The sequence below is a fragment of the Kitasatospora sp. SC0581 genome, assembly GCF_048159585.1.
GTDB lineage: Bacteria > Actinomycetota > Actinomycetes > Streptomycetales > Streptomycetaceae > Kitasatospora.
In genome coordinates this window covers 36057-62952 of the sequence record NZ_JBLRWA010000010.1, presented here as the reverse complement: position 1 = coordinate 62952, position 26896 = coordinate 36057, and the positions used below count along the sequence as shown (strand labels likewise).

General features: G+C 75.8%; 26 protein-coding genes. 11 read left to right on the top strand and 15 right to left on the bottom strand.

The annotated features are described in order from the left end of the window. The first annotated feature begins 42 nt into the window (after positions 1 to 42). Positions 43 to 1695, top strand: coding sequence for a trypsin-like serine protease (locus tag ACLWS4_RS18095; protein ID WP_416874594.1), 1653 nt, complete (start codon positions 43 to 45; stop codon positions 1693 to 1695). Positions 1696 to 1721: 26 nt separating this feature from the next. Here the strand turns inward: ACLWS4_RS18095 and ACLWS4_RS18090 are convergent, their stop codons facing one another. Then, the gene (locus tag ACLWS4_RS18090; RefSeq protein WP_416874593.1) at positions 1722 to 2405 is read right to left on the bottom strand and encodes a hypothetical protein; all 684 of its coding nucleotides are present in this window, start codon (positions 2403 to 2405) and stop codon (positions 1722 to 1724) included. Positions 2406 to 2614: 209 nt separating this feature from the next. Between ACLWS4_RS18090 and ACLWS4_RS18085 the strand changes: the two genes are divergently transcribed. After that, the gene (locus ACLWS4_RS18085) at positions 2615 to 3436 is read left to right on the top strand and encodes a hypothetical protein (protein WP_416874592.1); all 822 of its coding nucleotides are present in this window, start codon (positions 2615 to 2617) and stop codon (positions 3434 to 3436) included. Positions 3437 to 3547: 111 nt separating this feature from the next. Here the strand turns inward: ACLWS4_RS18085 and ACLWS4_RS18080 are convergent, their stop codons facing one another. Continuing rightward, positions 3548 to 5755: an MMPL family transporter gene (locus ACLWS4_RS18080; protein ID WP_416874591.1), complete on the bottom strand. Its 2208-nt coding sequence runs from the start codon at positions 5753 to 5755 to the stop codon at positions 3548 to 3550. A 176-nt stretch (positions 5756 to 5931) separates the two neighbouring features. Continuing rightward, the gene (locus ACLWS4_RS18075) at positions 5932 to 6324 is read right to left on the bottom strand and encodes a RidA family protein (RefSeq protein ID WP_049654170.1); all 393 of its coding nucleotides are present in this window, start codon (positions 6322 to 6324) and stop codon (positions 5932 to 5934) included. A 168-nt stretch (positions 6325 to 6492) separates the two neighbouring features. On the opposite strand from ACLWS4_RS18075, the gene ACLWS4_RS18070 reads away from it, so the two are divergent. Next, the gene (locus ACLWS4_RS18070) at positions 6493 to 7824 is read left to right on the top strand and encodes an FAD-dependent monooxygenase (protein ID WP_416874590.1); all 1332 of its coding nucleotides are present in this window, start codon (positions 6493 to 6495) and stop codon (positions 7822 to 7824) included. A gap of 26 nt (positions 7825 to 7850) precedes the next feature. Here ACLWS4_RS18070 and ACLWS4_RS18065 read toward each other — a convergent pair whose 3' ends face one another. Continuing rightward, positions 7851 to 8267, bottom strand: a complete 417-nt coding sequence (locus ACLWS4_RS18065; protein ID WP_049654179.1) for a VOC family protein — start codon at positions 8265 to 8267, stop codon at positions 7851 to 7853. Positions 8268 to 8272: 5 nt separating this feature from the next. After that, positions 8273 to 8698, bottom strand: a complete 426-nt coding sequence (locus tag ACLWS4_RS18060) for a helix-turn-helix transcriptional regulator (RefSeq protein ID WP_416874687.1) — start codon at positions 8696 to 8698, stop codon at positions 8273 to 8275. 244 nt (positions 8699 to 8942) lie between these two features. On the opposite strand from ACLWS4_RS18060, the gene ACLWS4_RS18055 reads away from it, so the two are divergent. The 3 genes from ACLWS4_RS18055 (at position 8943) to ACLWS4_RS18045 (ending at position 11742) form a co-directional block, all read left to right on the top strand. Next, the gene (locus tag ACLWS4_RS18055) at positions 8943 to 10115 is read left to right on the top strand and encodes a PP2C family protein-serine/threonine phosphatase (protein WP_416874589.1); all 1173 of its coding nucleotides are present in this window, start codon (positions 8943 to 8945) and stop codon (positions 10113 to 10115) included. A 245-nt stretch (positions 10116 to 10360) separates the two neighbouring features. Further along, entirely contained in the window at positions 10361 to 10939 is a 579-nt protein-coding gene (locus tag ACLWS4_RS18050) for a carbonic anhydrase (RefSeq protein WP_416874686.1), read from the top strand. A gap of 170 nt (positions 10940 to 11109) precedes the next feature. Next, the gene (locus ACLWS4_RS18045; protein WP_416874588.1) at positions 11110 to 11742 is read left to right on the top strand and encodes a flavin reductase family protein; all 633 of its coding nucleotides are present in this window, start codon (positions 11110 to 11112) and stop codon (positions 11740 to 11742) included. 64 nt (positions 11743 to 11806) lie between these two features. On the opposite strand, the gene ACLWS4_RS18040 is transcribed toward ACLWS4_RS18045, so the two are convergent. Further along, the gene (locus tag ACLWS4_RS18040; protein ID WP_388048978.1) at positions 11807 to 12397 is read right to left on the bottom strand and encodes a hypothetical protein; all 591 of its coding nucleotides are present in this window, start codon (positions 12395 to 12397) and stop codon (positions 11807 to 11809) included. Between the two features lie 444 nt (positions 12398 to 12841). Here ACLWS4_RS18040 and ACLWS4_RS18035 point away from each other — a divergent pair, with 444 nt between their 5' ends. Further along, positions 12842 to 13966 carry a serine hydrolase domain-containing protein gene (locus ACLWS4_RS18035; protein ID WP_375874319.1) on the top strand — a complete coding sequence of 375 codons (1125 nt, stop codon included), beginning with the start codon at positions 12842 to 12844 and terminating at the stop codon, positions 13964 to 13966. Positions 13967 to 13970: 4 nt separating this feature from the next. After that, positions 13971 to 14747, top strand: a complete 777-nt coding sequence (locus ACLWS4_RS18030) for a MerR family transcriptional regulator (protein ID WP_416874587.1) — start codon at positions 13971 to 13973, stop codon at positions 14745 to 14747. Positions 14748 to 14800: 53 nt separating this feature from the next. Here the strand turns inward: ACLWS4_RS18030 and ACLWS4_RS18025 are convergent, their stop codons facing one another. The 4 genes from ACLWS4_RS18025 to ACLWS4_RS18010 are packed head-to-tail and all read right to left on the bottom strand — an operon-like array spanning position 14801 to position 17520. After that, on the bottom strand, positions 14801 to 15229 hold the full coding sequence (locus ACLWS4_RS18025) for a lasso peptide biosynthesis B2 protein (protein WP_416874586.1): 429 nt from the start codon (positions 15227 to 15229) through the stop codon (positions 14801 to 14803). Continuing rightward, positions 15226 to 15561, bottom strand: a complete 336-nt coding sequence (locus ACLWS4_RS18020; protein WP_416874585.1) for a lasso peptide biosynthesis PqqD family chaperone — start codon at positions 15559 to 15561, stop codon at positions 15226 to 15228. The genes ACLWS4_RS18025 and ACLWS4_RS18020 overlap by 4 nt, the downstream gene beginning before the upstream one ends. Next, positions 15561 to 17390 (bottom strand): asparagine synthase-related protein, encoded by a 1830-nt coding sequence (locus tag ACLWS4_RS18015; RefSeq protein ID WP_416874584.1) that lies wholly within the window; start codon positions 17388 to 17390, stop codon positions 15561 to 15563. Before ACLWS4_RS18015 ends, ACLWS4_RS18020 begins: the two co-directional genes overlap by 1 nt. Positions 17391 to 17400: 10 nt before the next feature. Then, complete coding sequence (locus tag ACLWS4_RS18010) at positions 17401 to 17520, bottom strand: lasso RiPP family leader peptide-containing protein (protein ID WP_107086612.1); 120 nt, start codon at positions 17518 to 17520, stop codon at positions 17401 to 17403. 275 nt (positions 17521 to 17795) lie between these two features. Between ACLWS4_RS18010 and ACLWS4_RS18005 the strand changes: the two genes are divergently transcribed. Further along, the gene (locus ACLWS4_RS18005) at positions 17796 to 18521 is read left to right on the top strand and encodes a class I SAM-dependent methyltransferase (RefSeq protein WP_388048970.1); all 726 of its coding nucleotides are present in this window, start codon (positions 17796 to 17798) and stop codon (positions 18519 to 18521) included. Between the two features lie 88 nt (positions 18522 to 18609). Here the strand turns inward: ACLWS4_RS18005 and ACLWS4_RS18000 are convergent, their stop codons facing one another. The 3 genes from ACLWS4_RS18000 to ACLWS4_RS17990 form a co-directional block, all read right to left on the bottom strand. Continuing rightward, positions 18610 to 19194 carry a short chain dehydrogenase gene (locus ACLWS4_RS18000; protein ID WP_049658590.1) on the bottom strand — a complete coding sequence of 195 codons (585 nt, stop codon included), beginning with the start codon at positions 19192 to 19194 and terminating at the stop codon, positions 18610 to 18612. Positions 19195 to 19223: 29 nt separating this feature from the next. After that, entirely contained in the window at positions 19224 to 19487 is a 264-nt protein-coding gene (locus ACLWS4_RS17995) for a DUF4287 domain-containing protein (RefSeq protein WP_416874583.1), read from the bottom strand. Positions 19488 to 19588: 101 nt separating this feature from the next. Continuing rightward, positions 19589 to 23575 carry a Pls/PosA family non-ribosomal peptide synthetase gene (locus ACLWS4_RS17990; protein ID WP_416874582.1) on the bottom strand — a complete coding sequence of 1329 codons (3987 nt, stop codon included), beginning with the start codon at positions 23573 to 23575 and terminating at the stop codon, positions 19589 to 19591. Between the two features lie 533 nt (positions 23576 to 24108). On the opposite strand from ACLWS4_RS17990, the gene ACLWS4_RS17985 reads away from it, so the two are divergent. After that, positions 24109 to 24717: a histone deacetylase gene (locus ACLWS4_RS17985; RefSeq protein WP_416874581.1), complete on the top strand. Its 609-nt coding sequence runs from the start codon at positions 24109 to 24111 to the stop codon at positions 24715 to 24717. Positions 24718 to 24785: 68 nt separating this feature from the next. Then, positions 24786 to 25571 (top strand): hypothetical protein, encoded by a 786-nt coding sequence (locus ACLWS4_RS17980; RefSeq protein WP_416874580.1) that lies wholly within the window; start codon positions 24786 to 24788, stop codon positions 25569 to 25571. Positions 25572 to 25667: 96 nt separating this feature from the next. On the opposite strand, the gene ACLWS4_RS17975 is transcribed toward ACLWS4_RS17980, so the two are convergent. After that, positions 25668 to 26186, bottom strand: coding sequence for a SixA phosphatase family protein (locus tag ACLWS4_RS17975; protein ID WP_380741820.1), 519 nt, complete (start codon positions 26184 to 26186; stop codon positions 25668 to 25670). A 195-nt stretch (positions 26187 to 26381) separates the two neighbouring features. Beyond that, on the bottom strand, positions 26382 to 26858 hold the full coding sequence (locus ACLWS4_RS17970; protein WP_074001102.1) for a carboxymuconolactone decarboxylase family protein: 477 nt from the start codon (positions 26856 to 26858) through the stop codon (positions 26382 to 26384). Positions 26859 to 26896: the final 38 nt, after the last annotated feature.

The window sequence follows — 26896 nt, the reverse complement described above, 5'->3', positions numbered from 1 at the left end:
GCCCCGACAAGCGGTCACCCACTCACCCGAAGAGGAATCCCCATGCCCCGCACGACCCCGTCCCGCTCCTGGCGCACCGGCGTACTCGCCGCGGCCACCGCCGCCGGCGTGCTGGGCACCTGCGCGCCGGCCGGCGCCGTGGTCGGCGACGCCGCCGCCGACGGCTCCTATGCCTACACCGCCCGCCTGGCGATCGGCGACGGCCTGCGCACCTGCACCGGCGCCCTGGTGGACCGCAACTGGGTGCTCACCGCGGCCTCCTGCTTCGCCGACGACCCGGCGCAGCCGCAGGCCCCGGCCGCCGGTGCGCCGAAGTGGAAGACCACCGCCACCGTCGGCCGCACCGACCTGACCACCTCCGGCGGCAAGACGTCCGAGGTCTCCGAGCTGGTGCCGTACCAGGGCCGTGACCTGGTCATGGCCCGCCTCGCGACGCCCGTCGACGGCATCGCCCCGATCGCGGCCGCCTCCACCGCCCCCGCCGCCGGGCAGCCGCTGCGGGTGCCCGGGTACGGGCGCACCAAGGACGAGTGGGCGCCGCTGAAGCTGCACACCGGCGCGTTCTCGCTCGACACGGTGAGCGCGACGAGCCTCGGCGTCACCGGCACGGGCGGCGCGGCGGTCTGCAAGGGCGACACCGGCGCCCCGGTGGTCCGCGAGACGGGCGGCAGGGCCGAGCTGGTGGCCGTCGCCTCCCGCTCCTGGCAGGGCGGCTGCCTGGGCGCCCCCGCCGGCGAGACCCGCACCGGCGCGTACGGCGCCCGGGTCGACGACGTCTCCGGCTGGGTCCAGCAGGTGCGGGCCAGGTCCTGGGGCTGGAAGACCCGGGCCCTGGTGCGCGGCGACGCCGACCTGTACCTCACGACCCGTCTCTACGACGGTTCGTGGACGCCGTACGAGGACGTCCAGGCGGCGGCCGGGAACATCGGCGGTGTGCGCGCCGTCTCCTCGGTCGGCATCGACGGCGACACCCACGTCCTCGCGCTCGGCGGTGACGGGCACCTGCACTACGCCGTCCACAACCTGGACGGCGGCTGGGGCCAGAAGTTCGTCGACCTCAACACCACCGTCGCCGACCTCGGCGGCATCACCCAGGTCTCCATCGCCAACGTGGACGGCGCCCTGCACATCGTCGTCGTGGCGAACGGGCGGCTCCTGCACAGCAGCCGCCCCGCGAACGGCCGGTGGAGCGTCTTCGGGGTGGTCACCGACGAGACCGGGCCGCTCACCGGCATCACGTCGATCGCCACCGCCGGCGTCCGCGGCGGGGAGCTGCACATCGCCGCCGTGTCCGGGGGGAAGGTCTCCCACACCCGTCGCTTCGCGTCCGGGGCCTGGTCCTCCTGGACGTCGGTCGCCGGGGCCGCCGGGGCCACCGCGCCGGTGACCGGCGTCGCCGTCACCCCGCAGGACAGGGACCTCGACGTCGCCGTCGTCACGAGCGGCGGGCAGTACCACACCGTGCGCTACGCGAACGGAAGTTGGCGGCCGTTCGACTCCCTCGCCGGCGCCGCCGGGACCAGCGTCAGCGCCGCGCCCGTCGACACCGACGCCCGGTTCGCCGTCACCACCGCCGACAACAGGGTGCTGCTGACCTCCCGTCACGGCGACGGCACCTGGACCGCCCCGGAGTACCTCGACCTCACCGCCGTGCCCGGCAACCACACCGGCACCTCGATCAGCGCCTCCCTCTGATCACCGCACCCGTCCGGCGGGTGTGCTCAGAGCAGCGCCAGCACCACCGCGAGGGCGGCGGCGGCCAGCCAGGCCGCCGCCGCCACGGCCATCGCCAGGCCCCACGGCCAGTGCTGGGACAGCATCAGCGCGCCGCCGAACCCGGTGGCGAGGAACAGCGAGATCGCGGTTCCCAGCGGGACCCGCCAGTCGCCCTCGCTCTGGAACGTCCCGGTCAGGCCGCGGACCAGCAGCGTCGTGCCCGCGCCGACCAGCAGCGCGACCCCGGTCATGGCGAGCCACGGGGTGCTCGGCGGCTCGGTGCGGCGGCCCTGGTAGGCGATGTCGGCGACCCGGCCGTGCCAGAGCCTCAGCTCGACCACGGAGCCGACGTCCACGGCGTCGTAGAACGACTCCCTGACCGGGTAGGTGTCGCTCGGCCCGTTCTCGCGCGCCACCGCGATCCCGTACGAGGTCGAGTCGTTGCCCGGGTCCGCCCACTTCCTCGTCACCCGGCCGCTCTCCGAGCGCAGACAGTCCTCCTGCGGCCCGGCGGCCCGGGCCCCGCAGGCGGGTGCGTCGAGGTAGGCGCCGCGGGCGTCGTACGCGGCGTCGAACCGGACGAAGCCGATCGCCACAACCGCCAGGCCCAGCAGGGCGAGCAGGCCGCGCAGCAGCAGCGCGCCGGCCGCCCGTCCGCGCCCGCCCCGCAAGCCGTCCGTCTTCCCCATGGGTCCCCTCCCGCCCGTCGGACCAGGTCATTGTGCCCTCGGGGCGGCGCGGGGGCCATCGGTGTCTCCGCACCGCCACGCGTCAACCCCGGCCGCGCGGGTTCGCCCGATCGGGGGGCGCGCGCCCGGTGCGCGCCCGGCGGGCCGTAGCGTCGTCACGGCGGACGGCGAGGGGCGGCCGCGCGGGGCCTTCGGGAGGGGTGGCGGGAGTGCGGGTCGGGCGGGTGCTGGGACTGGTGGCGGCGGCGGTGCTGGTGACGGCGGGGTGCGGCGGCGAGCCGGCGGAGAGGTCCCTGCCGCAACGGGGCGAGGAGCGGCCGACGGCGCTGGTGTACCGGGGGCCGGCCGCCTGCGACGGGTGCCCGGAGGCGGCGCGGGGGCTGCTGGAGCGGGCCGGGTTCGCGGTGCGGTTCATCGGGCCCGAGGAGCGGGTGCGGTTCGGCCCGGCGGCGCTGGCCGACGCGGCGGTGTACGTGCAGCCGGGCGGCACCAACGGGCAGGAGGTGGGCACCGCGTGGGACCTGCTGGCCCGCGAACCGGGCTTCTCCCCGGAGCTGGTGCGCGCCTACGTGCGCGGCGGCGGCCGCTACCTGGGGCTGTGCATGGGCGGCTACCTGGCCGGCGACCCCGGCTTCGACCTCCTGCCCGGCGACTCCGGCGAGTACATCCGCTCCCCGGACGCCACCGTCACCGACGAACAGGACGGCCTGGTCGACGTCCTGTGGCGCGGCCGCCCGCAGCGGATGTACTTCCAGGACGGCCCGTACTTCGACGTCGACGGCCCGGGCACGGACGTCCTCGCCCGCTACCCCAACGGCCGCACCGCCGCCGCCGTCGCCCCGTACGGCCGGGGCCGGGTCGCGGTCAGCGGCCCGCACCCCGAAGCCCCGGCCGACTGGTACGGCGACTACGGGCTGCCCGACCACTCCGCCACCGGCCTCACCCTCGGCGAGGACCTGCTCCACGCCCTGACCGCCCCCACCCCGACCGCCGGGCCGTCCCCCACGCCCACGCCCACGCCCGCACCCTGAGCCTGACGCCGGACCGGCGGCTCGAAGCGGGTACCCGGTGGCGGCAACGGTCGGCCCCTGCCCCCCGGCAGTGCGCCGGGGGGCAGGGGCCGCGCGGGGACGGGCGGGCCGTCAGCCGTGCGAGAAGGTGATCCGCGGCAGCACCCGGTCCAGCCAGCGGGGGGTGTGCCAGGCGGCGTGCCCGGTCAGGCGCAGCAGGACGGGGAGCAGGACGAGGCGGACCAGGGCGGCGTCGAGGAGGACGGCGGTGCCGAGGACGATGCCCATCTCCTTGGGCGGGAGCGGGCCGGACAGGGCGAAGGTGAAGAACACCGCGACCATGACGCCGGCGGCGGCGAAGACGACCCGGCCGGAGTGGGCCAGGGCTCCGGTCATGGCGGCCTTGGGGTCGCCGGTGCGTTCGTAGTGCTCCTTGGCGGAGGCGAGGAGGAAGACGGTGTAGTCCATCGCGATGGCGAAGATCATCGCGAAGAAGAACACCGGTGCCCAGCCGTCCAGGAAGCCCTGCGGGGTGAAGCCCAGCAGGCCGGCTCCGTGGCCGTCCTGGAAGACCAGGCGGGCGACGCCGAAGGCGGCTCCGGTGGACAGCAGGCTGGCGGCGGTGCCGAGGGCGGCGATCAGCGGGGCGCGCAGGGCGGCGAGGAGCAGCAGGAAGCCGAGGGCCATGACGACGCCGATGACCAGCGGGGTCTTCTCGGTGAGCAGGTGCTGCAGGTCGAGGTTCTCGACGGCGGCGCCGCCGACCATGGTGTCGGCGGGCAGTTCGGCGCGCAGGGTGTGGACGGTGCCGGAGAGGTCGGGGCTGGAGGGGTCGACGGTGGGCACGGCCTGGATCATCGACCAGCCGGAGCCGTCGGCGGCGGCCTGGGCGGGCATGGCGGCGGCGATGCCGGGGGTGGTGGCGACCCGGGCGGCGACCTCGGCGGCGCGGTCGGTGGGGGTGAGGATCTGCAGGGTGCCGGGGGCGCCGGGGCCGAAGGCCTGCTGGACGGCGGTGTAGCCGGCGCGGGCGCTGGCGTCCTCGGGCAGGACGGTGATGGACGGCATCGCGGTGCGCAGTCCGATGACGGGGGCGGCGAGGGCGATCAGCGCGGCGAGGGCGAGGGCGCCGTAGCGCAGCGGGTGCTTCCAGAGGCGTTCGCCCCAGGCGGCGAAGCGCGGGGAGGCGGGTGGGGTGGACTTGGTCCAGGGCAGGGAGAGGGCGTCGACGCGGTGGCCGAGGCGGCCGAGGACGGCGGGCAGCAGGGTGAGGGTGGCGGCGAGGACGAACAGGACGGCGAGCATGATGCCGCCGGCCATCGAGCGGAACGCCGGGGAGGGGACGAGCATCACGGCGGAGAGGCTGACCAGGACGGTGGCGCCGGAGAGCAGGACGGCCTTGCCGGCGGTGTCCATGGTCTCGGCAACGGCGCGCACGGCTCCCTCGTCGGCGCGGCGGGCGGAACGGCCGTCGGCCCGGCGGGCGGCGCGGAAGCGCATGACGAGGAAGAGCGCGTAGTCGATCCCGAGGGCCAGGGCGAACATCATGGCGAAGTTCATCGCCCAGACGGACACCGGGAAGAGGTGGCTGATCAGGACGAGGGAGCCGGCCGAGGCGGCGAGGCCGGCCATGGTGAGCAGCAGGGGCAGTCCGGCGGCGACGAGGGAGCCGAAGGCGAGCACCAGGATGGCGAGGGTGACCGGCCAGGACATGACCTCGGACTTCATCATGGCGTCGTGGTTGGCCTTGTTGAAGTCGCTCCACAGGACGGAGGCGCCGGTGGCGTGGACGCTGACGCCGTCCGTGGACAGGGCGCCGAGCGGTCCCTTGAGGTCGTCGGCGGCGCGGACCATGTCGTCGGGCGAGGCGGCGGCGCCGGCGAGCAGGACGGCGGTGCGGCCGTCGGGGCTGATGGTGGCGCCGGGCTGGGGCGTGACGACGGTGGACACCCGCGGGTCGGCGGCGGCGAGGTCGTGCGCCTCGGTGATCACCTTCTGGACGGCCGGGTCGGTGACGGGGCGGTCGGCGGCGACGACGATCTGGATCGCGGAGGAGGCGTTGCCGGCGAAGTGCCGCTCGGCGAGTTCGCGGACCTGGACGGACTGGGAGCCGTCGGCCTGCCAGCCGGCGCCGGACAGCGCGCTGGTGACCTTGGGGGCGAAGGCGCCGAGGCCGATGACGACGATCAGCCAGCCGACCAGGACGGCCTTGAAGTGCCGGGTGGACCACACCCCGAGGCGGCCGAGCGGCCCGGGTCGGCCGTTCTCGGGGGCGCCGCCGCTGCCGGGGGCGTCGGGGGGCGGGGCGGCGGGCCGTACGGCTTCGGCGGGGCGGTTCACGTGGTGCTCCGTTCTCGGGCGCCGGGGAGGTCCGGAGGCCCGAAAAAATACGGGTGGGGGTATCTCGACCAGCGACAACAGCACCCGTCCCGCCTTTCATTCCGCCCCGGCCGCCCCTGCCCCGACGACCTCGGCCCCGGCCCCGGCCGCCCCGGCCCGCCGGCCGCCCCCGCCGGCTAGCCGATCACCGCGTCCACCTCGACCTCCACCAGCCAGCGCTCGTCGATGAAGCGCGACACCTCCACGAAGGTGGTGACCGGGCGGATCTGCGCGAAGCGCTCGCCGTGGGCGCGCGCGGCCTCCCGCCACTGGCTCATGTCGGTGAGCATGACGCGGGTCCGTACGACGTCCGTGAGGGTGGCGCCCGCCTCCCGCAGGGCGGCCTCGGCGATGTCCAGGCAGCGGACGGTCTGGGCGTAGACGTCGCCCTGGCCGACCGTCGTGCCCTCCTCGCTGATCGGGGCGGTGCCCGCGACCGCGACGTGGTTGCCCTTGCGCACGGCGCGGGAGAAGCCGATCCGCGGTTCGAGGGGCGAGCCGGAACTGACTGTCTGTCGAGTGCTCTCCATCGCACCATGGTGCCGCACTAGTGCACCCGTCGGGCCGTCTGCCCGCACGAACGCCCCCGCGCGCCGCCGGACCTGCCCCGGAGCACCCCACCGCACTAGTGCACCCTCCTCAAATAGCCCCACTGCAAGGCTTGTTGGCGCCGACGCGTACGGCGTACATTCGGCGGCATGGAACACCTGGACCACCCGACGGGCACCGACGCCCCCGCCACCGACGTCCCTGCCGCCGACCGCCCCGGCACCGACGTCCTCGTCTCCGGCGCCGGGATCGCCGGCCCCGCCCTCGCCTACTGGCTGCGCCGCCACGGCTTCACCCCCACCGTCGTCGAGCGCGCCGCCGGCCCGCGCCCCGGCGGGCAGGCCGTCGACCTGCGCGGCGCCGGGCGCACCGTGATCGAGCGGATGGGGCTGATGGAGCGGGCCCGCGCGCTGCGCGTCGAGCAGCACGGCATCGCCCTGGTCGACCGGCGCGGGCGGGCCACCGCCCGGATACCCGTCGGGCTGTTCGACGGCGAGGGCATCGTCTCCGAGATCGAGATCCTCCGCGGCGACCTCGCCGACCTGCTGCGCGAGGCCACCGACGGCGTCGAGTACCTCTGGGACGACACCGTCACCGCGCTCGACCAGGACGCCGGGGGCGTCACCGTCACCTTCGAGAACGCCCCCGCCCGCCGCTTCGCCCTGGTCGTCGGCGCGGACGGGCTGCACTCCGCCGTCCGCCGCCTCGCCTTCCGCCCCGGCGACGGCGACGGCCCAGACGGCCCAGACGGCACCGACGGCGCCCACTACCGGCCGCTCGGCGGCTGCCACGCCTGGTTCACCGTCCACGACCCCGCCCTCGCCCGCGAGCTCGACGGCTGGTTCCTGATGTACAACGCCCCCGGCGGCCTGGTCGCCGGCGCCCGCCCCGGCCGGCTGCCCGGCGAGGTCAAGGCCTCCCTCGGCCTGCGCCGCGCGCCCGCGGCCTACGACCGCCGCGACACCGCCGCCCAGCGACGCCTGCTCGCCGAGCGCTTCGCCGGAGCCGGCTGGGAGGTGGACCGGCTGCTCGCCGGGATGCGCACCGCCGGGGACTTCGCCTTCGACTCCTTCGGCCAGGTCCACCTCGACCACTACAGCCGCGGCCGCGTCGCCCTGCTCGGCGACGCCGGGTACAGCCCGAGCCCCCTGACCGGCCTCGGCACCAGCCTCGCCCTGGTCGGCGCCTACCTGCTGGCCGGTGAACTCGCCGCCGCCGCAGGCGACTTCCGCACCGCCTTCGCCCGCTACGAGGAGCTGATGCGCCCCTACGCCACCCGGGCCCAGGAGCTGCCGCCCGGCGGCCTGCGCGGCTACGCCCCGGACAGCGCCCTGGCGATCCGCCTGCGCGCCGCCTCCATGCGCTGGATGGGCCGCTGGCCGCTGCGCCCCGTGCTGGCCGCCCAGTTCGCCAAGGCCGGCGACATCGCCCTGCCCGACTACCCGCTGCCCGCCCGCACGCTGCCCGCCCGGACCGCCTGAGCCTCAGGCCCCACGCCCCCGCCCGGCTACGCCGTGCGCGGCTGGTTGAAGCGCAGCATGTTGCCCGACGGGTCGCGGAAGGCGCAGTCGCGCACCCCGTAGGGCTGGTCCATCGGCTCCTGGAGGACCTCGGCGCCGGCCGCCCGGATGCGCTCGAAGGTGGCGTCGCAGTCGTCGGTGCGGAAGATGACGCCGCGCAGCAGGCCCTTGGCGAGGAGTTCGGCGGCGGCCCGGCGGTCGGCCTCGGAGGCGTGCGGGTCGGCCAGCGGGGGCTCCAGGACGATCTCCACGCCGGGCTGGTCGGGCGAGCCGACGGTGACCCAGCGCATGCCCTCGAAGCCGACGTCGTTGCGCACTTCGAAGCCGAGGACGTCGCGGTAGAAGGCGAGCGCCCGGTCGTGGTCGTCGACGGCGATGAAGCACTGCGCGAGTTCGATGCTCATGCCCGTCACGCTACGGGAGCACCGGGGCCGCCGTCGCTCCCGTTCCCCTTCGCCCCCTTGGCCTCCTTGGCCTCCTTGGCCTCCGCGCGCCGCACCGGGCGGGTGCCGATCTTGGCGACGCAGGCCGGGATCGCCGCGCCCTGCTCGTGGTCGCGGGCCCGGTAGGCGCTGGGGCTCTGCCCGACCAGCTCGGTGAAGCGGGTGCTGAAGGAGCCCAGCGAGGTGCAGCCCACCGCCATGCAGACCTCGGTCACGCTCAGGTCCCCGCGCCGCAGCAGCGCCTTGGCCCGCTCGATCCGGCGGGTCATGAGGTAGGTGTACGGGGTCTCGCCGTAGGCGGCGCGGAAGCTGCGCGAGAAGTGGCCGGAGGACATCAGCGCGGTGCGGGCCAGCGCCGGCACGTCCAGCGGCTGCGCGTACTCGCGGTCCATCCGGTCCCGGGCCCGGCGCAGCCGCACGAGGTCGTCGAGCGGCACGCGGCCCGCGGACGGGGACGAGGTAGAAGACGGGGTCGAGGACGGGGACGACACACCGGCCACCGTACCGACTGCCACCGACAGACGGCGCCCGGCCGATCCGTCCACCCCGTCCCCCGCCCGGCGCAGCCCGCTCGCGCCCGCCCCGCCGCGCCGACCACCCTGGAGCGGGGGCCGGACGGCGGAGAGGGCGACAGGGGTGGACGGCGAGGACGAGCAGCCCACCGCCCCGCGCGCGCCCGGCAACCGGGCGGTGGTGCTCGGCGTGCTGGCCGCGACCGTCGCCGTGCTGCTCGTCCAGGCGGTCAGCGGCACCAGTGCCCGCCTGGTGCTGCTGCTGGTGTTCCTGCCCGCGCTGCTGGCGGGCCTGGGCACCGTCGCCCAGACGGTGGCGGCCTCGGTGTGGGTGACCGCCGTGGTGGTGGCCCACTCGGTGCTGTTCCCGCCCGGGGACCTGCCGGCCCGCCTGGGCACCCTGCTGGGCGTGGTCGCCGCCGAGGCCGCCGTGATCGGCCTGTGCGCGCGGCGGGTGCGGCGCGAGCGGCAGCTGTCGCGGATGCGGCAGGTCGCCGTCGCCCTCCAGCGCCAGCTGCTGCGCCCGCTGCCCGTCACCACCCCGGACGTGCGCCTGGACGGGCTGTACCGGCCGCTGGAGCAGGACGCCATGGTCGGCGGCGACCTGTACGACGTCGCCGAGACCCCGCACGGCACCCGGGTGCTGGTCGGCGACGTCCAGGGCAAGGGCCTGCTCGCGATCGGGACGGGCTTCGCGGTGCTGAGCGCCTTCCGGGAGGCGGCCTTCCGCGAGCCGCGGCTGACCGCCGTCGCCGACGCCCTGGAGGCGGCGGTGGAGCGGCACAACGCCTACGCGGAGCAGAGCGGCGAGCAGGAACGGTTCGTCACGGCCACCGTGCTCTGCGTCCGCGCCCCGGACAGCAACGACGGGGGCACCGACGACGAGGGCCGCGCCACCGAGGTGCGGGCCGTCAACTGCGGCCACCTCTCCCCCTACCTGCTGCGCCCCGACGGCCGGGTGGAGCCCGTCCCCCTGGACGCCGGGCTCCCGCTCGGCCTCGCCTCCCTGGCCGCCACCGGCGAACCGCGCCCCGAGCGGCGCTTCACGCTGCCCGGGGACGGGGTGCTGGTGCTGCTCACCGACGGCATCACCGAGGCCCAGGACGCCTCCGGCGCGTTCTACCCGGTCGAACGGGGCCTGGCCGACCTCGCCGCCGTCCCCGCCGACGCCCTGCCCGAGGCCCTGGACCGGCGGGCCCGGCGCTGGAGCGGCGGGAGCAGCCGCGACGACGTCACCGTCCTCGCCCTGCGCCCCACCCCGGAACCGCCGGCCCCGCCGGAACCGCCGGCCCGGTAGCCCGGTAGCCGCCCGGGACGGGCCGAACAGGGCCGTACGGGGCTGTACACGGCCATACGGGGCCGTACGGGGCCGTTCGGGACCGTCCATGGGGCCGTCCGGCCCTTGACCCCCGGCTGCGGGCTCCACCTGCGGCGATCTAGGGTGCAGGCATGATCCCCACACCGATACCCAGCCCCGAGCCCACCCGGCTCGACGGTCCGACGGACGACTTCCTGACCGACCCCGCCCAGGCGCTGCGGGTGATGATGCAGGGCAACGCCCGGTTCGTGGCGGGCAACCCCGAGCACCCCAACCAGGACGCCGGGCGCCGCGCGGCGCTCGCCCCGGCGCAGCGGCCCTTCGCGGTGCTGTTCGGCTGCTCGGACTCCCGGCTGGCCGCCGAGATCATCTTCGACCAGGGCCTGGGCGACCTCTTCGTGGTGCGCACCGCCGGGCACGTCACCGGCGCGGAGGCGCTGGGCAGCATCGAGTACGGGGTGAGCGTGCTGGACTGCCCGCTGGTGGTGGTGCTGGGGCACGACTCCTGCGGTGCGGTGGCGGCGGCGCTGGACTCCCTGGAGCAGGGGCAGCTGCCGGGCGGTTTCGTCCGGGACGTGGTGGAGCGGGTGACCCCGAGCGTGCTGTCCGCCAGGGCGGCGGGCATCGAGGACCGGGACGGGATCGTGGACGAGCACATCCGCCAGACCGTGGACCTGCTGGTGGAGCGCTCGCAGGCGCTGGCGGCGCGGATCGCCGAGGGGAAGGTGGCCGTGGTGGGCCTGTCCTACCGGCTGCGCGACGGCCGGGCCCGGCTGGTCTCCGCCCGGGGGCCGGTGAGCTGACGGCGGGCCGCCGCGTCCCGCCCGTCGCCGGGACGGGGACGCCGTCCTCGGGAAACCGGAGTCACATCCTCCGGAACTCGATGTCCGATCACCGCCAGCGCCCCCGTCCGGGCGGCGGCAGAGTCGGTGACCGGCAACGGTTCCCCATTTCCCGAGGACGGCAGTCTCCCGTGCACAAGGTCATCGATCTCAAGGTCCTGTACTTCGGCACCCCCGTGGTGCTGATCGGCTCGCGCAACGAGGACGGCAGCGCCAACCTCATGCCGATGTCCTCGGCCTGGTGGCTGGGGCAGTCGTGCGTGCTCGGCCTGGGCGACAGCTCGCAGACCGCCGAGAACCTGCGGCGCGAGGGCGAGTGCGTGCTCAACCTGGCGTCCTCCGCGCAGGTGGACGCCGTGGACGCCCTCGCGCTGCTGACCGCCAGGCCGCGGATCGCCGAGTACCGGCTGCGGCAGGGCTACCGCCACGAGCGGCGCAAGTTCGAGGCCGCCGGGCTGACCGAGGTGCCCGGCGAGCTGGTGCGGGCGCCGCGCGCCGCCGAGTGCCCGGTGCAGCTGGAGTGCCGGGTGGAGTCGGCGACGGCGCTGGCGGGCGGCGGGCGCACCGCCTTCGAGGTGACGGTGGTGCGCGCCCACGTCGAGGAGGGCCTGCTGGTGCCCGGCAGCGACCACTACGTCGACCCGGTCGGCTGGGACCCGCTGATCATGAAGTTCTGCGAGTTCTTCGGCGACGGGCGGCGCCTGGCCCCCTCCCGCCTCGCCGAGGGCTGGCAGATGCCCGGGCGGCTGCCCGCCGCCGTGTGACGTGGCGTCCGCCCGGGGCCTCCGCTCGGGGCCTCCGCCCGGGACGTCCGCTCACCGGTGGTGCTCAGGGCGCGACGGTCGCCCCGCAGGAGTCGCACACCCGCGTCGCGGGCAGCTCCAGGAAGCAGCTCGGACAGATCGCCGGCGGGCGCGGCGGCGCGGCGACGGCGGCCTTGCGCTCCACCGAGGCCCGCAGGCGCGGGGCCAGGGCGGGCGTGCCGCCGTCGGCGGGCAGGTCGGCGGCGAAGTGCCGGTAGCAGGCCAGGCGGGCGGCGGCCGCGTGCTGCTCGCGGTCCATCTCGGCGGCCACCGGCGGCTGTCCGGCCACCGCCAGCACCTCCTGGTAGCCGGGCCCGACCTTGCCGTCGGTGGCGTGCACCACCAGGGCCGTCAGCGGTGGGTCGCCGCGCCGGTGCGCCTCACGGATCACCAGGGCCAGCACCTTGCCCATCCAGTGCCGCTGGTTGATCCGGGTGCGCACCCCCGAGGCCTCCTGCACCGCCTCGGCCAGGTCCGGGTAGCTGATCACCGCGTGGTAGCGGCGCGCCACCTCCACCAGGGCCGGGTAGGCCGCCCTGGTCCACACGATGTGCGCCTGGCTGGCGCTGACCGCCGAACCGTCCGACGCCCGCCAGTACGTGTGCTGCTCCGTCATCCGCCCGCCCCTGTCCGTCTTGTCCGTTGTGTACGTGTCCGTCCCCCGCGGGCCCCCGCCGGGAGCGAGGCTACCCGGCCCCGGAGCGGCACCCTCGGGCGGGGCCTCGCCTCGGGCGGGGCTTGACTTCAAGTCCTGTTGAAGTCGTGGAATGGGTGCCGACCGCAGCCGTACGGGCAACCCCGCGGTCGATGCCCCGCCCGTACGGAAACCCGTACCGGGGCCGGGGCCGCCGCCTTCCCGATCGTGCCGACGGCGGCCCCGGCCTCCGGGCTCCCCCGTCCACCCCACCCGGCGCCGCGCCCCGCCTCCCGCGCCTCCCGCCTCGCGCGGGCGGGCCGCGCCTGTGAGCCGGAACACGGTTGAGGTTGACCTTGGGTCAGGGTGGAGGCTCCTCCCATCGGGCCCGACGACGACGCGGGCCCCGCGATACGAGGGGGCAGCATGTCCACCACCCACCGCTCCACCCACGGCCCGGACCGCCCGGAGCTGCGACGGGCGGTCGAGGAGATCGCCGGATCCGGCTTCCTCGGCGTGCAGGTGCGGGTGAACGACGCGCACGGCGAGTGGGTCGGCACCGCCGGGTCCCGCGAGCTGGGCCGCGAGGAGAGGCCGCCGGCCGACGGGCACTTCCGCGTCGGCAGCGTCACCAAGAGCTTCATCGCGACCTCGGTGCTGATGCTGGTGGCCGAGGGCCGGCTGGCCCTGGACGACCCGGCCGGCGACCACCTGCCCGGGTTCGGGCTGGACCGGCGGATCACGGTGCGGATGCTGCTCCAGCACACCAGCGGGATCTTCAACCACACCGGCGAGCTGGAGGAGGACGGGACGTTCGTGCCGGGGGTCCCGTGGCGGGGCCGGGAGTGGGTGGAGGACCGCTTCCGCACCTACCGGCCCGAGGAATTGGTGCGGCTGTCGCTGTCCCGGCCGGCGCGGTTCGCGCCGGGGGCGCGCTGGAGCTACGCCAACACCAACTACGTGCTGGCCCGGCTGGTGGTCGAGCGGGTCACCGGCCGGCCGTTCGCCGAGGAGCTGCGGCGGCTGGTCCTGGAGCCGCTGGGGCTGACCGGGACGGTGGCCCCGGGCGCCTCGCCAGAGGTGCCCGAGCCGCACGGCCGCAGCTACTACCGCTACGAGGACGCCGGGCGGGAGCGGACGGTCGACGTCACCCGGCACAACCCGTCCTGGGTCTCGGGCGGCGGCGACATGATCTCGACCACCCGGGACCTGCACGTGTACTTCTCCGCGCTGATGGGCGGCCGGCTGCTGCCGCCCGGCCTGCTGGCCGAGATGCGCGCGCCGGAGGCGACGGTCGGCTACGGGCTGGGGATCTTCGCCCAGGCCACGGACACGGGCACCGTCTTCCACCACAACGGCGCCACCATCGGCTCGGCCGCGCTGATGTACGGCTCGCCGGACGGCGGCACCACCCTGACCGCCGGGCTGACCTACGTGGACGACGCCGACGTGTCCGTCGCCGCGGCGTTCCAGAGCGCCCAGCGACGGCTCGTCGACGAAGTGTTCGGCACCGGGCCCGGCCCCACGGCATCCGGTCGTACGGCAGGCTGAACGGATGGCAAACGGAGTCACGATCGGGCAGGCGGCCGCGTACGTCGGCGTCACGGTGAAGACGGTGCGGCACTACCACCGGCAGGGGCTGGTCGAGGAGCCGCTGCGCGACGCCTCCGGCTACCGGCGGTACGGGTCGGGCGAATTGCTGCGGCTGGTGCAGGTCCGGACGCTGGCCGCCGCCGGGGTGCCGCTGGCGGAGGTCGGGCCGCTGCTCGACGCCGACGGCGAGCGGTTCGCCACCGCCCTCGCCGACGTGGAGCGGCGCCTGACCGAGCGGATCACGGAACTGACCGCGCGCCGCGACACCCTGCACCGGCTCGCCGACGGCGACCGGGCCCTGCTGCCCGACCGCGCCTGCGCGGTCCTGGAGCGGATGCCCGGGCTCGGCTTCGGCCCCGACTACGTGGCGGCGCAGCGCGAGGCCCTGGTGCTGGCGCGGGCGCTGGTGCCGGAGGGCTTCGACGGCCTCCTCGCCCAGCTCGAACTGCGCCTGGACGACCCGGGGTTCGTCGAGCTGACCAGACGCGGCCAGGAGGCCGAGGCCTGGGAGCTGGACGATCCGAGGGTCGAGGAGCTCGCCGCCGCCATGGCCGACCACTACCTCGCCAACCCCGCCCTGCTGGGCGACCCGGCCGGCCTGCGCGCCTGGGCCAGGGCCGCCACCCAGTACCGGCTGATCGACCGCCACCGCGACGACCAGGCCCCGGTCTCGGCCCGGCTGACCGCGCTCACCGAGGCCCGGCTGCGCGCCGCCGGCGTCCCATCCCCGCACCGGTAGCGCCCCCGGCCGCCCGCGGGAAGCCGGGCGGGCGGCGGCAGGCCCCCCGCCGGTCACCAGCCCGGCCGGGGCTCCGGGGCGATGGTGATCAGCGGGTGGAAGTGGGCGAGTTCGGCGGGCTCGTCGACGGGGCCGCCCTCGGCCTCGATCCAGGCGTGGGCGCGGAACGGGGCGGTGCGCACGCCCGTGCGCCAGGTCGGCCAGGCGCCCCGGGTGCGGCACAACAGGGCTGCGGCGATGGAGCGTTGGAGGCAGCCCTGGCCGGCGCAGCGCATGCTGAGGGCGACCACGGCCTGCCGGGCGGCGAGGGCCTCGGCGCGGTCGGCGGGCCGGGCGCCGCGGCGCAGGGCGAGCATCACCCGGCGGATGCGGGCCGGGGGGAGCCGCTCGATCAGCCGGGCCGCGCCGATCGCCGCGAGGGCGGCGGGCCGGCGGCGCCAGGGCGGGCGGCCGGCGCGGGTGGCGTGGGCGTGCAGGCTCATCCGGCCGTGCCCGCTCCCGTGCCGGCCGGTCCGCCGGCGCCCGGCCCGGTGGTGCTCTGTCCGCCGGTGCCCGGTCCGGTGGTGACCAGTCCGGCGGTGCGCAGGGTCTCGTGCAGCCGGTCGACGTCGGCGCGCGCCCGGTCGGCGGTGACGGGGTGGCGGGCGCTGAGGTCGGCGGCGGTCTCCTCGGCGGTGCGGCCGTCCAGCAGGGAGCGCAGGACGAGCAGTGCGGTGCGGTTGAGCTGGTAGTAGCGGCCGGAGCGCTCGTCGAGCAGGACGGCGCCGTCGTCGGTCGGGGTGAGCGTCACGTCGGGGCGCAGCTGGGCGGGCATCAGGTCCCTCCGGTGGTGGTGGCGGCGTGGTGGCGGCTGCCGTGGGCGCGCAGCCAGTGTTCGCAGGCGAGGGTGGCGTCCAGGGCGGCGTAGGGGGTGCCGGTGGGGTAGAGCCCGAGGCAGGCCTGGCGCAGGGCGTCGGGGTCGATCAGGCCGGCGCGGGCCAGGGCGCTGTCCTCGGTGAGGGCGGCGAGTCGGGCGCGGTGGCGGGCGAGGCCCTGGTGGGCGTCGGGGGTGAAGTCGCCCTTGCCGGTGCGGCGCAGGAGGTCGGCGGGGACGTCCGGGGCGAGGGCGGTGGTGAGCAGGGGCTTGTAGGCGAAGGGGGTTCCCCGGGTGGCGGGGTCGGCGGCCAGGCAGGCGTCGAGGACCTGGTCGTCGAGGAAGGGTGTGCTGTACGGGGTGCCGGCGCGGGCGGTGGCGTCGACGAGCTGGCGCATGGCGGAGGCGCTGTGCCGGACCATGCGCAGGACCTGGTGCTGGGCGTGCTGCGGGGCCAGGGGCCGTGCGTCCCGCAGGGCCTTGAGCTGGTCGCGGACCAGGGCGGCGGCGTGCGGGGTGGCCCAGGGCGGCAGCCGGGGTTCGGTTCCCCAGCCGAGGAGTTGGGTGGTGGGCGGCGCGGGGTGGGTGAGGCGGTCGGCGGCGTGGGCGAGCCAGGCGGGGTAGGGGCGGGGGTCGGCGAGGGCGCCGAGGGCGTCGGGCAGTTTCCAGCGTAGGCGGGCGCGGTGTCCGCGCAGGTGGCGGGCGGCGGTGGCGGGGTGGCGCGGGGCGAGGGTGCGCAGGTAGGCGGGGAGGGCCTGGAGGACTTCGTCGCCGCCTTCGCCGCTGATCCGCAGTCGGGCGCCGCGGGCGGCGAGGAGGCGGGCGACGGCCTCGTCGCGGGCCCTGGTGCGGGTCCAGGCGAACGGTTCGTCGCCCTGGGGGCCGGGGGTGTCGGTGTCGGCGAACATCGCGGGGAGGTCCTCGGCGGGCAGGACGAGCCGGGTGCCGGGCAGGTGGCGGGCGGCGCGGTCGGCCCAGGGGGCGTCCTCGTGGTGGGGGTCGAGGGAGCCGATGGTGACGGTGAGCAGGTCGGCTGGGCCGGTGGCGGCGAGGAAGCACAGGGGGGTGGAGTCGAGGCCGCCGGACAGGTCGGCGGCGACGAGGCCGCCGTCGCGGGTGCGGGCGGCGACGGCGCGGTGCAGGGCGTGGCGCAGGGCCGTCGCGGCTTCGGCGCGGGGTCGTTCGGGGGCGGGCGGCTGCCAGTGGGCGAGGGTGCGGGCGGGGCCGCCGGGGGCGAGCAGGGCGGTGTGGTGCGGTGGCACGGGGGTGATGCCGGGCCACAGGGGCAGGGTGTCGGCGGGGTGCGGCAGGGGGTGGGCGAGGCGCAGGGCGAGGCGTTCGGTGGACGGGGTGAGGCCGGCCGCGGCGGCCAGGACGTCGGCCCGGTCCGACAGGACGGGGACGCCGTGGACCTCGGCCAGGTGGAGGCGGTGGAGTCCGGACAGCGAGCCGCGGGCGGTGACGGTGCCGCGCACGGTGGCGATCAGGTGGTGGCTGCCGGCCGGGCCGTCGGTGTGGGTGAGGGCGAGGGCGTCGCGCGGGTCGCGGAGGTGTTCGGCGCGGCGGCGCAGCTGGTGGGTGTCGGTGTCGCTGGTGCCGAACACGGCCAGCGCGACCGGTCCGGCCCGGGCGGTGACCGCCTCGTCGGCCGGCCAGTGGCCGAGGATCCAGGGGCGGCCGCTGGGGTGGTGCAGGGCACGGCGCTCGGCCGTGCCCCACACCGCGGCCACCGCGGCTGCTGCGTCGGTGTCCGGCAGGACCACGAACCAGGTCCGCCGGTGGCCGTTCACGGCGCGGTCCTCAGGGGGCGAGGTAGTAGCCGTGGACGTCGGACTGGTTGCCGATGTCGAAGCCCCGGGTGAGGTCCGCGAAGTCGCCGAGTTCGATCATCACCGGGGGCTCGTACACGTCGTCGGTCATGGCAATGTCCTCTCTTGTGCGGGGAGTTGGACACGATCGCCGGCCGGCGGGGCTCCTACTCTTCCTCGTCGGTTCGCCGACGGACAAGCGGCGCCGGGGCCTTCGGCCGGAACCCGACGGCCCGGGCGGGAGTGGCCGCAGGCGCTCGCGGGACTGCTGAGCACCCGGGCGAGCGGGTGGCGGGGGCGGCGGGCGGGAGGCCGGATTCGGCCAGCTCCGGACGAAATGGTGTAGACCTGTCTGCTGCCGGACGGGGCCTCGCCTACGGTCGTCCCATGGCTGACGCATGCTTCGGGCACCCGCGGCTCGCCGCGCTCTACGACCCGCTCGACCCCGACCGCGGCGACCTCGACGCCTACCTGGCGATGGCACGGGAGTTCGGGGCGCGCCGGGTGCTGGACATCGGCTGCGGCACGGGGGTGTTCGCGCTCTTGCTGGCCGGCCGCGGGTTCGAGGTGGTCGGCGTCGATCCCGCCCTGGCCTCCGTGGAGGTCGCGCGCGCCAAGCCGGGCGCCGGGCGGGTGCGGTGGATCCACGGCGACGCGACGGACCTGCCGCCGCTGCGGGTTGATCTGGCGACGATGACGGCGAACGTCGCCCAAGCGATCGCCGGTCCGCGGGCCTGGCGGGGGACGCTGCGGGGGGCCTTCGCGGCACTGCGGCCCGGCGGGCGGCTGGTCTTCGAGACCCGCGATCCGGGCGCCCGCGCCTGGGAGGAGTGGACGCGCGAGCGCTCCCACCGGGTGACGGAGGTCCCGGGCGCGGGTGCCGTCGAGAGCTGGGTCGACCTGGTCGGGGTGCGCGGGCCGCTGGTGACGTTCCGGTGGACGTACGTGTTCGCGGTGGACGGGCAGGTGCTGACGTCGGATTCGACGCTGCGCTTCCGGGAACGGGCGGAGGTGGAGCGGGACTTGGCCGCCCACGGCTACGTGCTGGAGGAGGTCCGCGACGCTCCCGACCGGCCCGGGCGGGAGTTCGTCTTCGTGGCCCGGCGCCCGTGACCCCCGCCGCTCCGTAACCCCCCTCCGCTCCGGGGTGCCGTGCGCGGGAAGTCGGCCGGGCCGACTTCCTGTGCGCGGGCTCGGCGGTTCAGGGGAGCAGGGTCTCCCCGTTCGTCCGGCCTTCCACGGCGGTGACGTAGGAGCGGGCGGCGTCGACGGCGAGGATGCCCGGGGCCGGGTCCCGGCCGAGGAGCTGCAGCGTCTCGGCGATCCAGCCGGGGCTGACGAGGTTGATCCGCAGGTCGCGGGGCAGTTCGGCGGCGGCGTTGCGGACGAAGCCCTCCAGCCCGGTGTTGATGACGGCGCCCAGCGATCCACCGACCATCGGGGTGGTGAACGTGCCGCCGGTGAGGGTGATGGAGCCGCCGTCGCGCAGGTGGTGCTGGGCGCGCCGGGCCAGGGCGATCTGGCCCAGCAGCTTGCCCTGCAGCCCGGCGAGGAACTCCTCGTCGGTCGCCGTGGCGAAGTCGACCATCGGGCCCGACACGGCGCAGCAGACGACCGCGTCGAGGTCGGGCAGGCCGGCGAAGAGCGCGTCCAGGGAGTCGGAGTCCTCCAGGTCGACCGTCACCGGGCCGCTGCGCGAGGCCCGTACGACCTGGTGCTCCTTCTCCAGGGCGGTGGCGACAGCGCTGCCGAGTGTGCCGGAGGCTCCGATCACGAGTACCTTCATGCCGTCGATGATCGCATCAAGTGGCCCTCTCAGGAGGACTTTTCGGCAAGGGTGTGGGCGACGAGGGCGTTCGCGTGGCCGTGGCCGATGTTGTGCTCGGTCTTGAGCCAGGCGACGAGCTCCATGTGCTTGGCGAGCGGGGAGGCGCGAATGAGGTCCTTCCACTCCTCGACCGGGCGGCCGTACTTCTTCTCGATGGAGGGGAAATAGGAGGCGGGGCCCTTTACGGCGGGGGCCTTCGCGGCGGTCTCCGCGGTCTTCGCAGCGGTCTTCGCGGCGGGGGCGGCGGTCATGGGCGGTTCCTCTCGGGAGGGCGGGAAAGAAGAAGCGGTGCGGTCACGGAGGTAGACCGTGACCGCACCGCGAACTCATCGCCCCACCGGAGTGATTCGCGTCACACCCCGGCGGTGGCCCGGTGGCGGCGCCGGCCGGCGGGCGGGGTGGGGTCGGCGTCCCAGGCGGCGACGGGGTTGCCGAGCCAGCGCCCGCCGCCGGGGACGTTCTCGCCGCGCATGACCAGGGAGGCCGGGCCGACGGTGCTGCCGGCCCCGAGGGAGGCGTTGAGCAGCACGATGGAGTGCGGGCCGGTGGTGGAGCCGGCGGCGAGGTGGACGGGGCCCAGGCGCATGACGCGGTCGTGGAAGAGGTGGGTCTGCAGGACGGTGCCGCGGTTGACGCTGGCGCCGGCCTCGACGGTGACCAGGTCGGTCTCGGGCAGCCAGTGGGTCTCGCACCACACGCCGCGGCCGATGCGGGCGCCGAGGCTGCGCAGCCACACGTTCAGGTAGGGGGTGCCGGTGATGGTGTGGCCGCCGAAGGGCATGGCGAGTTCCTCGACGAAGGTGTCGTAGAGCTCGTTGCGCCACACGAAGGAGGACCACAGGGGGTGTTCGGCGACGCGGAAGCGTCCGACGAGCAGCCACTTGGCGGCGGTGGTGACGGCGCAGGCGACGACGGCGGCGGCGGTGAGCACGAGTCCGGCGGTTCCGAGGGCGACGGCCAGGCCGTAGTCGTCGCGCAGTTCCTGCAGGGTGGCGAGGACGAGGTCGCCGAGCAGGGCGGCGAGGACGATCGGCAGCAGCCGGCAGAGTTCGACGCCGGCGCGCGCCCACATCAGGCGCCGGGGCGGGTTGTAGGTGCGGGCGTCGGCGCCGGTGTCGGCGACACGGGGCAGCGCGAAGGCGGGGCGGCCGAGCCAGGAGGAGCCTTCGGGGGCGTGGGCGGGGGTGTCGGACAGGACGCCGACGAGGGAGTTGTCGGGCAGGTGGCGGCCGGGGCCGACGATGCCGGAGTTGCCGACGAAGGAGCGGCGTCCGACGTGGGCGGGGCCGAGGCGGAGCCAGCCGCCGCGCAGCTCGTACGGGGCGACGAGGGTGTCGTCGGCGAGGAAGGCGCCGTCGTCGACGCGCATCAGGCCGGGCAGGGCGAGCACGGTGGAGGCTTCGACGCGCCGTCCGACGCGGGCGCCGAGCAGGCGCAGCCACACCGGGGTGAAGAGGCTGGCGTAGAAGGGGAAGAGGGTGCGCCGGGCGGTGTCGCTGAGGCGGCTGACGGCCCAGGCGCAGAAGGCGACGCGGCCGGTGGCGGGGTGGTGGCCGGGGCGCAGCGGGAGGGACAGCAGGCGCACGAGGAGCGCTATGAGGGTGGCGTAGCAGACGACGGTGAGGGCGGCCAGCGGGATGGTGGCGGGCAGGAGCTGGACGAGGGCGCCGAGCAGGGTGGCGTCGCTGTCGATCATCGGGTAGACGATGGCCAGGGCGGGCAGCGCGGCGAGGATCGGGACGAGGCCGAAGAGGGCGAAGGCGGCGCCGTAGGCGAGGTTCCAGCCGCGCGGGGCGGGGGCGGGGGCGGTGGGCCAGTCGGCGGGGGCGGTGGTGTCGGGGCGGGCCGGGGAGCCGGTCCAGTGTTCGCCGGGCGGGACGGCGGTGGTGGCGGTGACGCAGGAGCCGGGGGCGATCTCGGCGCCGGCACCGATGCGGGCGCCGGGCATGAGGGTGGCGCGGTGGCCGATGCGGGCGCCGTCGCCGATGTCGATGCGGCCGAGGTGGAGGGTGTCGCCGTCGAGCCACCAGCCGGCGAGGTCGGCTTCGGGTTCGACGGAGGCGTGGGCGCCGATGCGGGCGAGGCCGGTGACGGGGGGCAGGGTGTGGAGCTGGACGCCGGGGCCGACGCGGCAGCCCAGGGCGCGGGCGTAGCGGGGGGCCCAGGGGGTGCCGGCGAGGGCGGCGGTGCCGAACATGGCGGTGTAGCGTTCGGCGGCCCACAGGCGCAGGTGGACGTGGCCGCCGCGGGGGTGGCTGCCGGGGCGGATGCGGGCGGTGAGCAGGCGGGCGCCGGCGGCGGCGAGCAGGGTGCGGCCGGGGGCGCTGTAGAGGAGGAGCAGGCCGGCGCCGACGGGCCACCAGGAGCTGTGGGGGGCCCAGGCGAGGTGGCTGCCGGTGAGGTTGTCGAGGGCCATCAGGAGGAGGATCCAGCGCAGTCCGGCGAGGGAGAACATGCCGAGGAGCAGGAGGGTCTGCCACAGGCCGGCGCTGCGGGGGGTGCGGCGCACGGTGCGGCCGCGGACGGCGGAGGAGGCGGCGTCGTCGAGGACGGTCTCCTCGGGGGCGGCGGCCGGGGCGAGGGTGTCGAGGTAGCCGGCGAGGTCGGCGAGGACGGGGTGGGCGTACAGGTCGGCGACGGAGACGCCGTTGTGCCGGGTGCGCAGTTCGGAGACGAGGCGGGCGGCGGTGAGGCTGGAGCCGCCGAGGGCGAAGAAGTCGTCGTCGGGGCCGGGGGCGGTGCCGAGCAGGCGCTCCCAGTGGGCGGCGAGCCGGCCGGCGGTGCCGTCCAGGGCCCGGGCGGCGGGGGCGGTGCCGGTGGTGGCGAGCGGCCAGGGCAGGGCGTTGCGGTCGACCTTGCCGGAGGTGCGGGTGGGCAGGGAGTCGACGAGGGCGAGGACGGGCACCAGCGGGGCGGGCAGGCGCTCCAGCAGCCGGCGGCGGGCGGTGGCGAGGTCGGGGGTGGTGCCGGGCCGGGCGACGAGGTAGCCGACGAGCAGGTCGGCGCCGGCGGGGGTCCTGCGGACGGCCGCGGCGGCGGCGCGCACGTCGGGCAGGGCCTGGAGGGCGGCGTCGATCTCGCCGAGTTCGATGCGGCGGCCGCCGAGTTTGACCTGGTCGTCGGCGCGGCCGAGGAAGATCAGGCCTTCGGGTTCGTTGCGCACGAGGTCGCCGCTGCGGTAGACGCGGGGCGAGGCGAGGGCGGGGTGGGCGCTGAACTTCTCGGCGTCCTTGGCGGGGTCGAGGTAGCGGGCGGTGCCGACGCCGGTGATGAGCAGTTCGCCGGTCTCGTACCAGGGGACGGGGTGGCCGGCCTGGTCGACGACGGCGATCTCCCAGCCGTCGAGGGGGGCGCCGATGCGCACCGGCTGGCCGGGGAGCATGCGGGCGGCGGTGGCGACGACGGTGGTCTCGGTGGGGCCGTAGGTGTTCCAGAACTCGCGGCCGCCGGTGGCGAGGCGGTCGACGAGTTCGGCGGGGCAGGCCTCGCCGCCGACGATGATCAGGCGGACGGCGTCCAGGCACTCCTGCGGCCACAGGGCGAGCAGGGTGGGGACGGTGGAGACGGCGGTGATGCGCCGGCTGACGAGCCAGGGGCCGAGGTCGGTGCCGGCCTTGACGAGGGAGCGGGGGGCGGGCACCAGGCAGGCGCCGTGGCGCCAGGCGAGCCACATCTCCTCGCAGGAGGCGTCGAAGGCGACGGACAGGCCGGCCAGGACGCGGTCGCCGGGGGCGAGCGGCTGCTGCGGGAGGAAGAGGCGGGCCTCGGCGTCGACGAAGGCGGCGGCGCTGCGGTGGGTGACGGCGACGCCCTTGGGGCGGCCGGTGGTGCCGGAGGTGAAGATGATCCACGCGTCGTCGGCCGGGGCGGGCCAGGCCGGACGGCCCGAGGGGCGGGCGTCGGTGGGGGCGTGCAGGGCGCGCCCGGGGCCGAGGACGGCGCAGACGGCGGCGTCCTGCCAGATCATCTCGGCGCGCTCGTCGGGGTCGTCGGCGTCGACGGGCACGTAGGCGGCGCCGCAGCGCATGACGGCGAGGATCGCGATGTAGAGGTCGGCGGTGCCGGAGGGGATGCGGACCCCGACGCGGTCGCCGCGGCCGATGCCGTGGCCGGCCAGCTGCCCGGCGAGGGTCTCGACCTCGTGCAGCAGGGCGCGGTAGTCGAGGACGGTGTCGCCGGTGTCGAGCGCGGGCGCGCCGGGGTGCGCCTGCGCGGTGGCGGCGATGATGTCGAGCAGGCTGCGGGGGTGGGCGGGCTGGGCCGCCGGCCAGCCCGCCACGGGGCCCGGGTTCGGGCGGTGCAGCGTGCCGGGGCCGGCCGTTTCGTGGCGTGCGTCCATGGATGGGTTCCTTGGCTCCGGGGTCCTGGGGGCGCGTACGGGTATCACGCGGGGTGACGCCTTTGTCACCTGCTGGGTGCGCCCACTCACCATGACTCCGCTGGGAGTCGGCTGGATGCAGTGAGGAATCGATCAAAGAAAATTCTCATCATCGATGCCACGCGAGGGCAGCAACGGTATGAATCGAATGCTATTTCGCTGGTTTCCGATCGTTTTCGCTGGTGAAGAGTAATCGCCGAATACCGGAGCGGTGCGACGGGAGCGAGAAGAGTGATGAACACCATGGCGACCGATTCGCTACCAGTAGTGAAGGGGCCGCTGCCGAATCGGGGGGTTCTGGTCGGATCACTGGCGTGTTCACGGTTTTCACATATTCCTGTGGGAGTCTTTCGCAGCCCACACCGCGGCTCCTTCCTGTGAGCGGGCTGGGCAGCGGCGCGCCCGACTGGGATTCGGCTGGGCGAGACCGGAACCGGGACCGGGACCGTGACGGGCAGGGCGGTACGGAGAGCAGCGGGGAGAGCGGCGGGGAGGTGCTCGTCTGGTACGTGGCGTACGGCTCGAACCTGCACGCCGCCCGCCTCGCCCGCTACCTGCGCGGCGGCCGCCCCGACGGCGGGGCGCAGACCCACCCCGGCAGCCGCGACCCGCGCCCGCCGCGCCGGGCGGTGGCCACCGTACTGCCGGGCGTGCTCTACTTCGCCAACCACTCGCTCACCTGGGGCGGCGGCTCGGCCTTCTACGACCCGGCCCTTCCCGGCGAAGTCCCCTGCCGGGCCTACCTGGTGACGGTCGGTCAGTTCAGTGACATCGCCGCCCAGGAGATGCGCCGCTCCCCCGGCACCGACCTCGACCTCGCCCCGGTGCTCGCCGCCGGGCGCGCCGAACTGGGCCCGGGCCGCTACGAAACCCTGCTGCACGTCGGCGAGTCGGACGGCCGCCCGCTGCTGACCTTCACCGCCGCCGGGGGCGTGGCCGGCGCCGAGCTCAACGCCCCCACCCCGCCCTACCTGCGCACCCTGGCGGCGGGCCTGGCCGAGTCCCACGGCTGGGGCCCCTGGCGCACGGCCGGCTACCTCGCCACCCGCCCGGGCGCGGCCGGGCACTGGACACCGGCGGAGGTGGCGGCGCTGCTGCTGTAGGCGCGGCCGTGGCCCGCGCACCGGACCCGGGCCCGGCCGCTGTCGGCGGGCGCCGCTACCGTGCCGCCATGACCTACCACCCCACCGCGCCCGCGGATGCCGACTGGGACCGCCAACTCGCCGACGCCTTCGCCGCCTTGCTCGGCCGCCCCCTCGCGGAGTACGACCCCGACGCGGTCTACGCCGCCTGCGTCACCGGCAACCTGCTGTACGAGACCGGCTTCCGGCGCGAGCACGCCTGGGTGCGCCCGGCGGCGCTGCGCGGCGAGGAGCCGTTCGCCTCCCGGCTCCACCTGTTCGACGAGGCCGAGGGGACGCCGGTCTTCGACCCGAGCCGCTCGGTCTTCGAGTTCCGGCCGTCCGACGCCGGGGCGCATCTCCCCGAGGGCTTTACCACCGCCGTCGAGGCCGCCTGCTTCAGCCCCGGACTGCTGCGGGGCGCCGACCTCGCCCCGCTGCTGGAACGGTACGGCGTCGACCTCACCGACCCGGCCCTGGCCGGTACCTGGGAGGTCTACGCTCCCCTGCTCGTCTCCGACGGCACCCTCCTGGACGCCCTGTGCACGGCCTTCGCCACCGGCCGCACCCCCGGGGAGCTGATGCCCTTCACGGCGGAGCCCGAGGAGGAGTGGGAGGAGGAGCTTTCCGTGATCGGGAACCCCGAACTGCGCACCCACCTCGGCTACTTCTGCACCGACGGGGAGACGGGCCTGATGCCCGTGTCCGCCGACACCACGGCCTTCGGCCTGGACGACGAGGGCTGCGAACCGGTCGCGGGGTGGGAGGACGGGCACGGCCAGGTGGAGATCACCGTCATCCGGCTGAGCGACCACGTCGCCGGGCCGCGCCGCTGACCCCGGCCGCCCCGCACGACGGCCCGAACGCGGCGGGGCCGCCCGGTGAACTGCCGGGCGGCGCAGCCGTGTTCGGGCGTTTGGGCGGTGCGGGTGTCAGGCGTGCGGCGTCCAGAAGGCGGTGAGCCGGCCGACGCCGTGCTCGACGGCCTTCCAGCTGCCCTGGAACTCCAGGACCGCGATGGCCGAGGTCGGGAAGCCGGAGCGGTTCATCCGCGCCAGCAGGTCCCCCTCGGCCTCGCCCGCCAGGGCGTCGGCCAGCGCGTGGACGCCGGGGTTGTGGCCGACCAGGACCAGGTCCCGCACCTCGTCGGACTGCTCGTTGAGGAGCGCGATCAGCTCCCCGAGGCTCGCCTCGTACACGCGCTCCTCGGCGACGGTCTTCGGCACCACCGGGAGCTCGGCGGCCGCGAGCCTCCAGGTCTCACGGGTCCGCACGGCGGTGGAGACCAGCGCGAGGTCGGGGGTGATGCCGGCGCCGGCGATCCAGCGTCCGGCCGCCGGCGCGTCCTCGCGGCCCCGCTCGGCGAGCGGGCGCTCGTGGTCGTCCACGTCGGGGTGCTCGGCCTTGGAGTGGCGCAGCACGACGATCCGGCGCGTCGATTCCTCGGACATGGACGTCTCCCTCGGTTCCCGGAACGGGCGGTTCACCCGGACCAAGATCGTAACAGTCCGTACTGACGGTCCGTCGGGTGGAACGCGACGGGTGCGCCGCCCCGTCCGGGCGGCGCACCGCCCGGGCCCCGGCCTCCCCACCGGCCGTACCCGGCGGGCCGGTTGGGGAAGGAGCGGGGCCCGGAGCCGCGCCGGTCAGTGGTGGTACATGCCGACCTCGTAGCCGCCGCCGGGCTGGCGGATCATCACGTTGGCCCGGTTGAAGGCGTTGATCAGCGCGATCACGCAGACCAGCGCCGCGAGCTGCTCCTCGTCGTAGTGCTTGGCGGCGTTCGCCCACGCCTCGTCGCTCACCCCGCCGGCCGCGTCGGCGAGCCGGGTGCCCTGCTCGGCGAGTTCCAGCGCGGCGCGCTCGGCCTCGGTGAAGACGGTGGCCTCGCGCCAGGCGGCGACCAGGTTGAGGCGCACCGGGTCCTCGCCGGCGTGCACGGCCTCCTTGAAGTGCATGTCGATGCAGGCGCCGCAACCGTTGATCTGGCTGGCGCGCAGCCGCACCAACTCCTGGACGGTGTACGGCAGGGCCGACTCGGCGATGGGCTTGTTGGCCGCGATGAGGTGCTTGAGGACCTTGCCGATGACGGGGCTGGCGAAGGGGTTGAGGCGGGGTTCCATGGCGTGCTCCTCGGTCGCTGTTCCGTTTGCTGCCCCTT

What these genes read in the sequence shown, in the direction of transcription:
- ACLWS4_RS18095 (WP_416874594.1), top strand. Translation starts at nt 43, where the DNA reads ATGCCCCGCACGACCCCGTCCCGCTCCTGGCGCACCGGCGTACTCGCC.
- ACLWS4_RS18090 (WP_416874593.1), bottom strand. Translation starts at nt 2,405, where the DNA reads ATGGGGAAGACGGACGGCTTGCGGGGCGGGCGCGGACGGGCGGCCGGC.
- ACLWS4_RS18075 (WP_049654170.1), bottom strand. Translation starts at nt 6,324, where the DNA reads ATGGAGAGCACTCGACAGACAGTCAGTTCCGGCTCGCCCCTCGAACCG.
- ACLWS4_RS18070 (WP_416874590.1), top strand. Translation starts at nt 6,493, where the DNA reads ATGGAACACCTGGACCACCCGACGGGCACCGACGCCCCCGCCACCGAC.
- ACLWS4_RS18065 (WP_049654179.1), bottom strand. Translation starts at nt 8,267, where the DNA reads ATGAGCATCGAACTCGCGCAGTGCTTCATCGCCGTCGACGACCACGAC.
- ACLWS4_RS18060 (WP_416874687.1), bottom strand. Translation starts at nt 8,698, where the DNA reads ATGGACCGCGAGTACGCGCAGCCGCTGGACGTGCCGGCGCTGGCCCGC.
- ACLWS4_RS18050 (WP_416874686.1), top strand. Translation starts at nt 10,361, where the DNA reads ATGATGCAGGGCAACGCCCGGTTCGTGGCGGGCAACCCCGAGCACCCC.
- ACLWS4_RS18040 (WP_388048978.1), bottom strand. Translation starts at nt 12,397, where the DNA reads ATGACGGAGCAGCACACGTACTGGCGGGCGTCGGACGGTTCGGCGGTC.
- ACLWS4_RS18035 (WP_375874319.1), top strand. Translation starts at nt 12,842, where the DNA reads ATGTCCACCACCCACCGCTCCACCCACGGCCCGGACCGCCCGGAGCTG.
- ACLWS4_RS18030 (WP_416874587.1), top strand. Translation starts at nt 13,971, where the DNA reads ATGGCAAACGGAGTCACGATCGGGCAGGCGGCCGCGTACGTCGGCGTC.
- ACLWS4_RS18025 (WP_416874586.1), bottom strand. Translation starts at nt 15,229, where the DNA reads ATGAGCCTGCACGCCCACGCCACCCGCGCCGGCCGCCCGCCCTGGCGC.
- ACLWS4_RS18020 (WP_416874585.1), bottom strand. Translation starts at nt 15,561, where the DNA reads ATGCCCGCCCAGCTGCGCCCCGACGTGACGCTCACCCCGACCGACGAC.
- ACLWS4_RS18010 (WP_107086612.1), bottom strand. Translation starts at nt 17,520, where the DNA reads ATGACCGACGACGTGTACGAGCCCCCGGTGATGATCGAACTCGGCGAC.
- ACLWS4_RS18005 (WP_388048970.1), top strand. Translation starts at nt 17,796, where the DNA reads ATGGCTGACGCATGCTTCGGGCACCCGCGGCTCGCCGCGCTCTACGAC.
- ACLWS4_RS18000 (WP_049658590.1), bottom strand. Translation starts at nt 19,194, where the DNA reads ATGAAGGTACTCGTGATCGGAGCCTCCGGCACACTCGGCAGCGCTGTC.
- ACLWS4_RS17995 (WP_416874583.1), bottom strand. Translation starts at nt 19,487, where the DNA reads ATGACCGCCGCCCCCGCCGCGAAGACCGCTGCGAAGACCGCGGAGACC.
- ACLWS4_RS17990 (WP_416874582.1), bottom strand. Translation starts at nt 23,575, where the DNA reads ATGGACGCACGCCACGAAACGGCCGGCCCCGGCACGCTGCACCGCCCG.
- ACLWS4_RS17980 (WP_416874580.1), top strand. Translation starts at nt 24,786, where the DNA reads ATGACCTACCACCCCACCGCGCCCGCGGATGCCGACTGGGACCGCCAA.
- ACLWS4_RS17975 (WP_380741820.1), bottom strand. Translation starts at nt 26,186, where the DNA reads ATGTCCGAGGAATCGACGCGCCGGATCGTCGTGCTGCGCCACTCCAAG.
- ACLWS4_RS17970 (WP_074001102.1), bottom strand. Translation starts at nt 26,858, where the DNA reads ATGGAACCCCGCCTCAACCCCTTCGCCAGCCCCGTCATCGGCAAGGTC.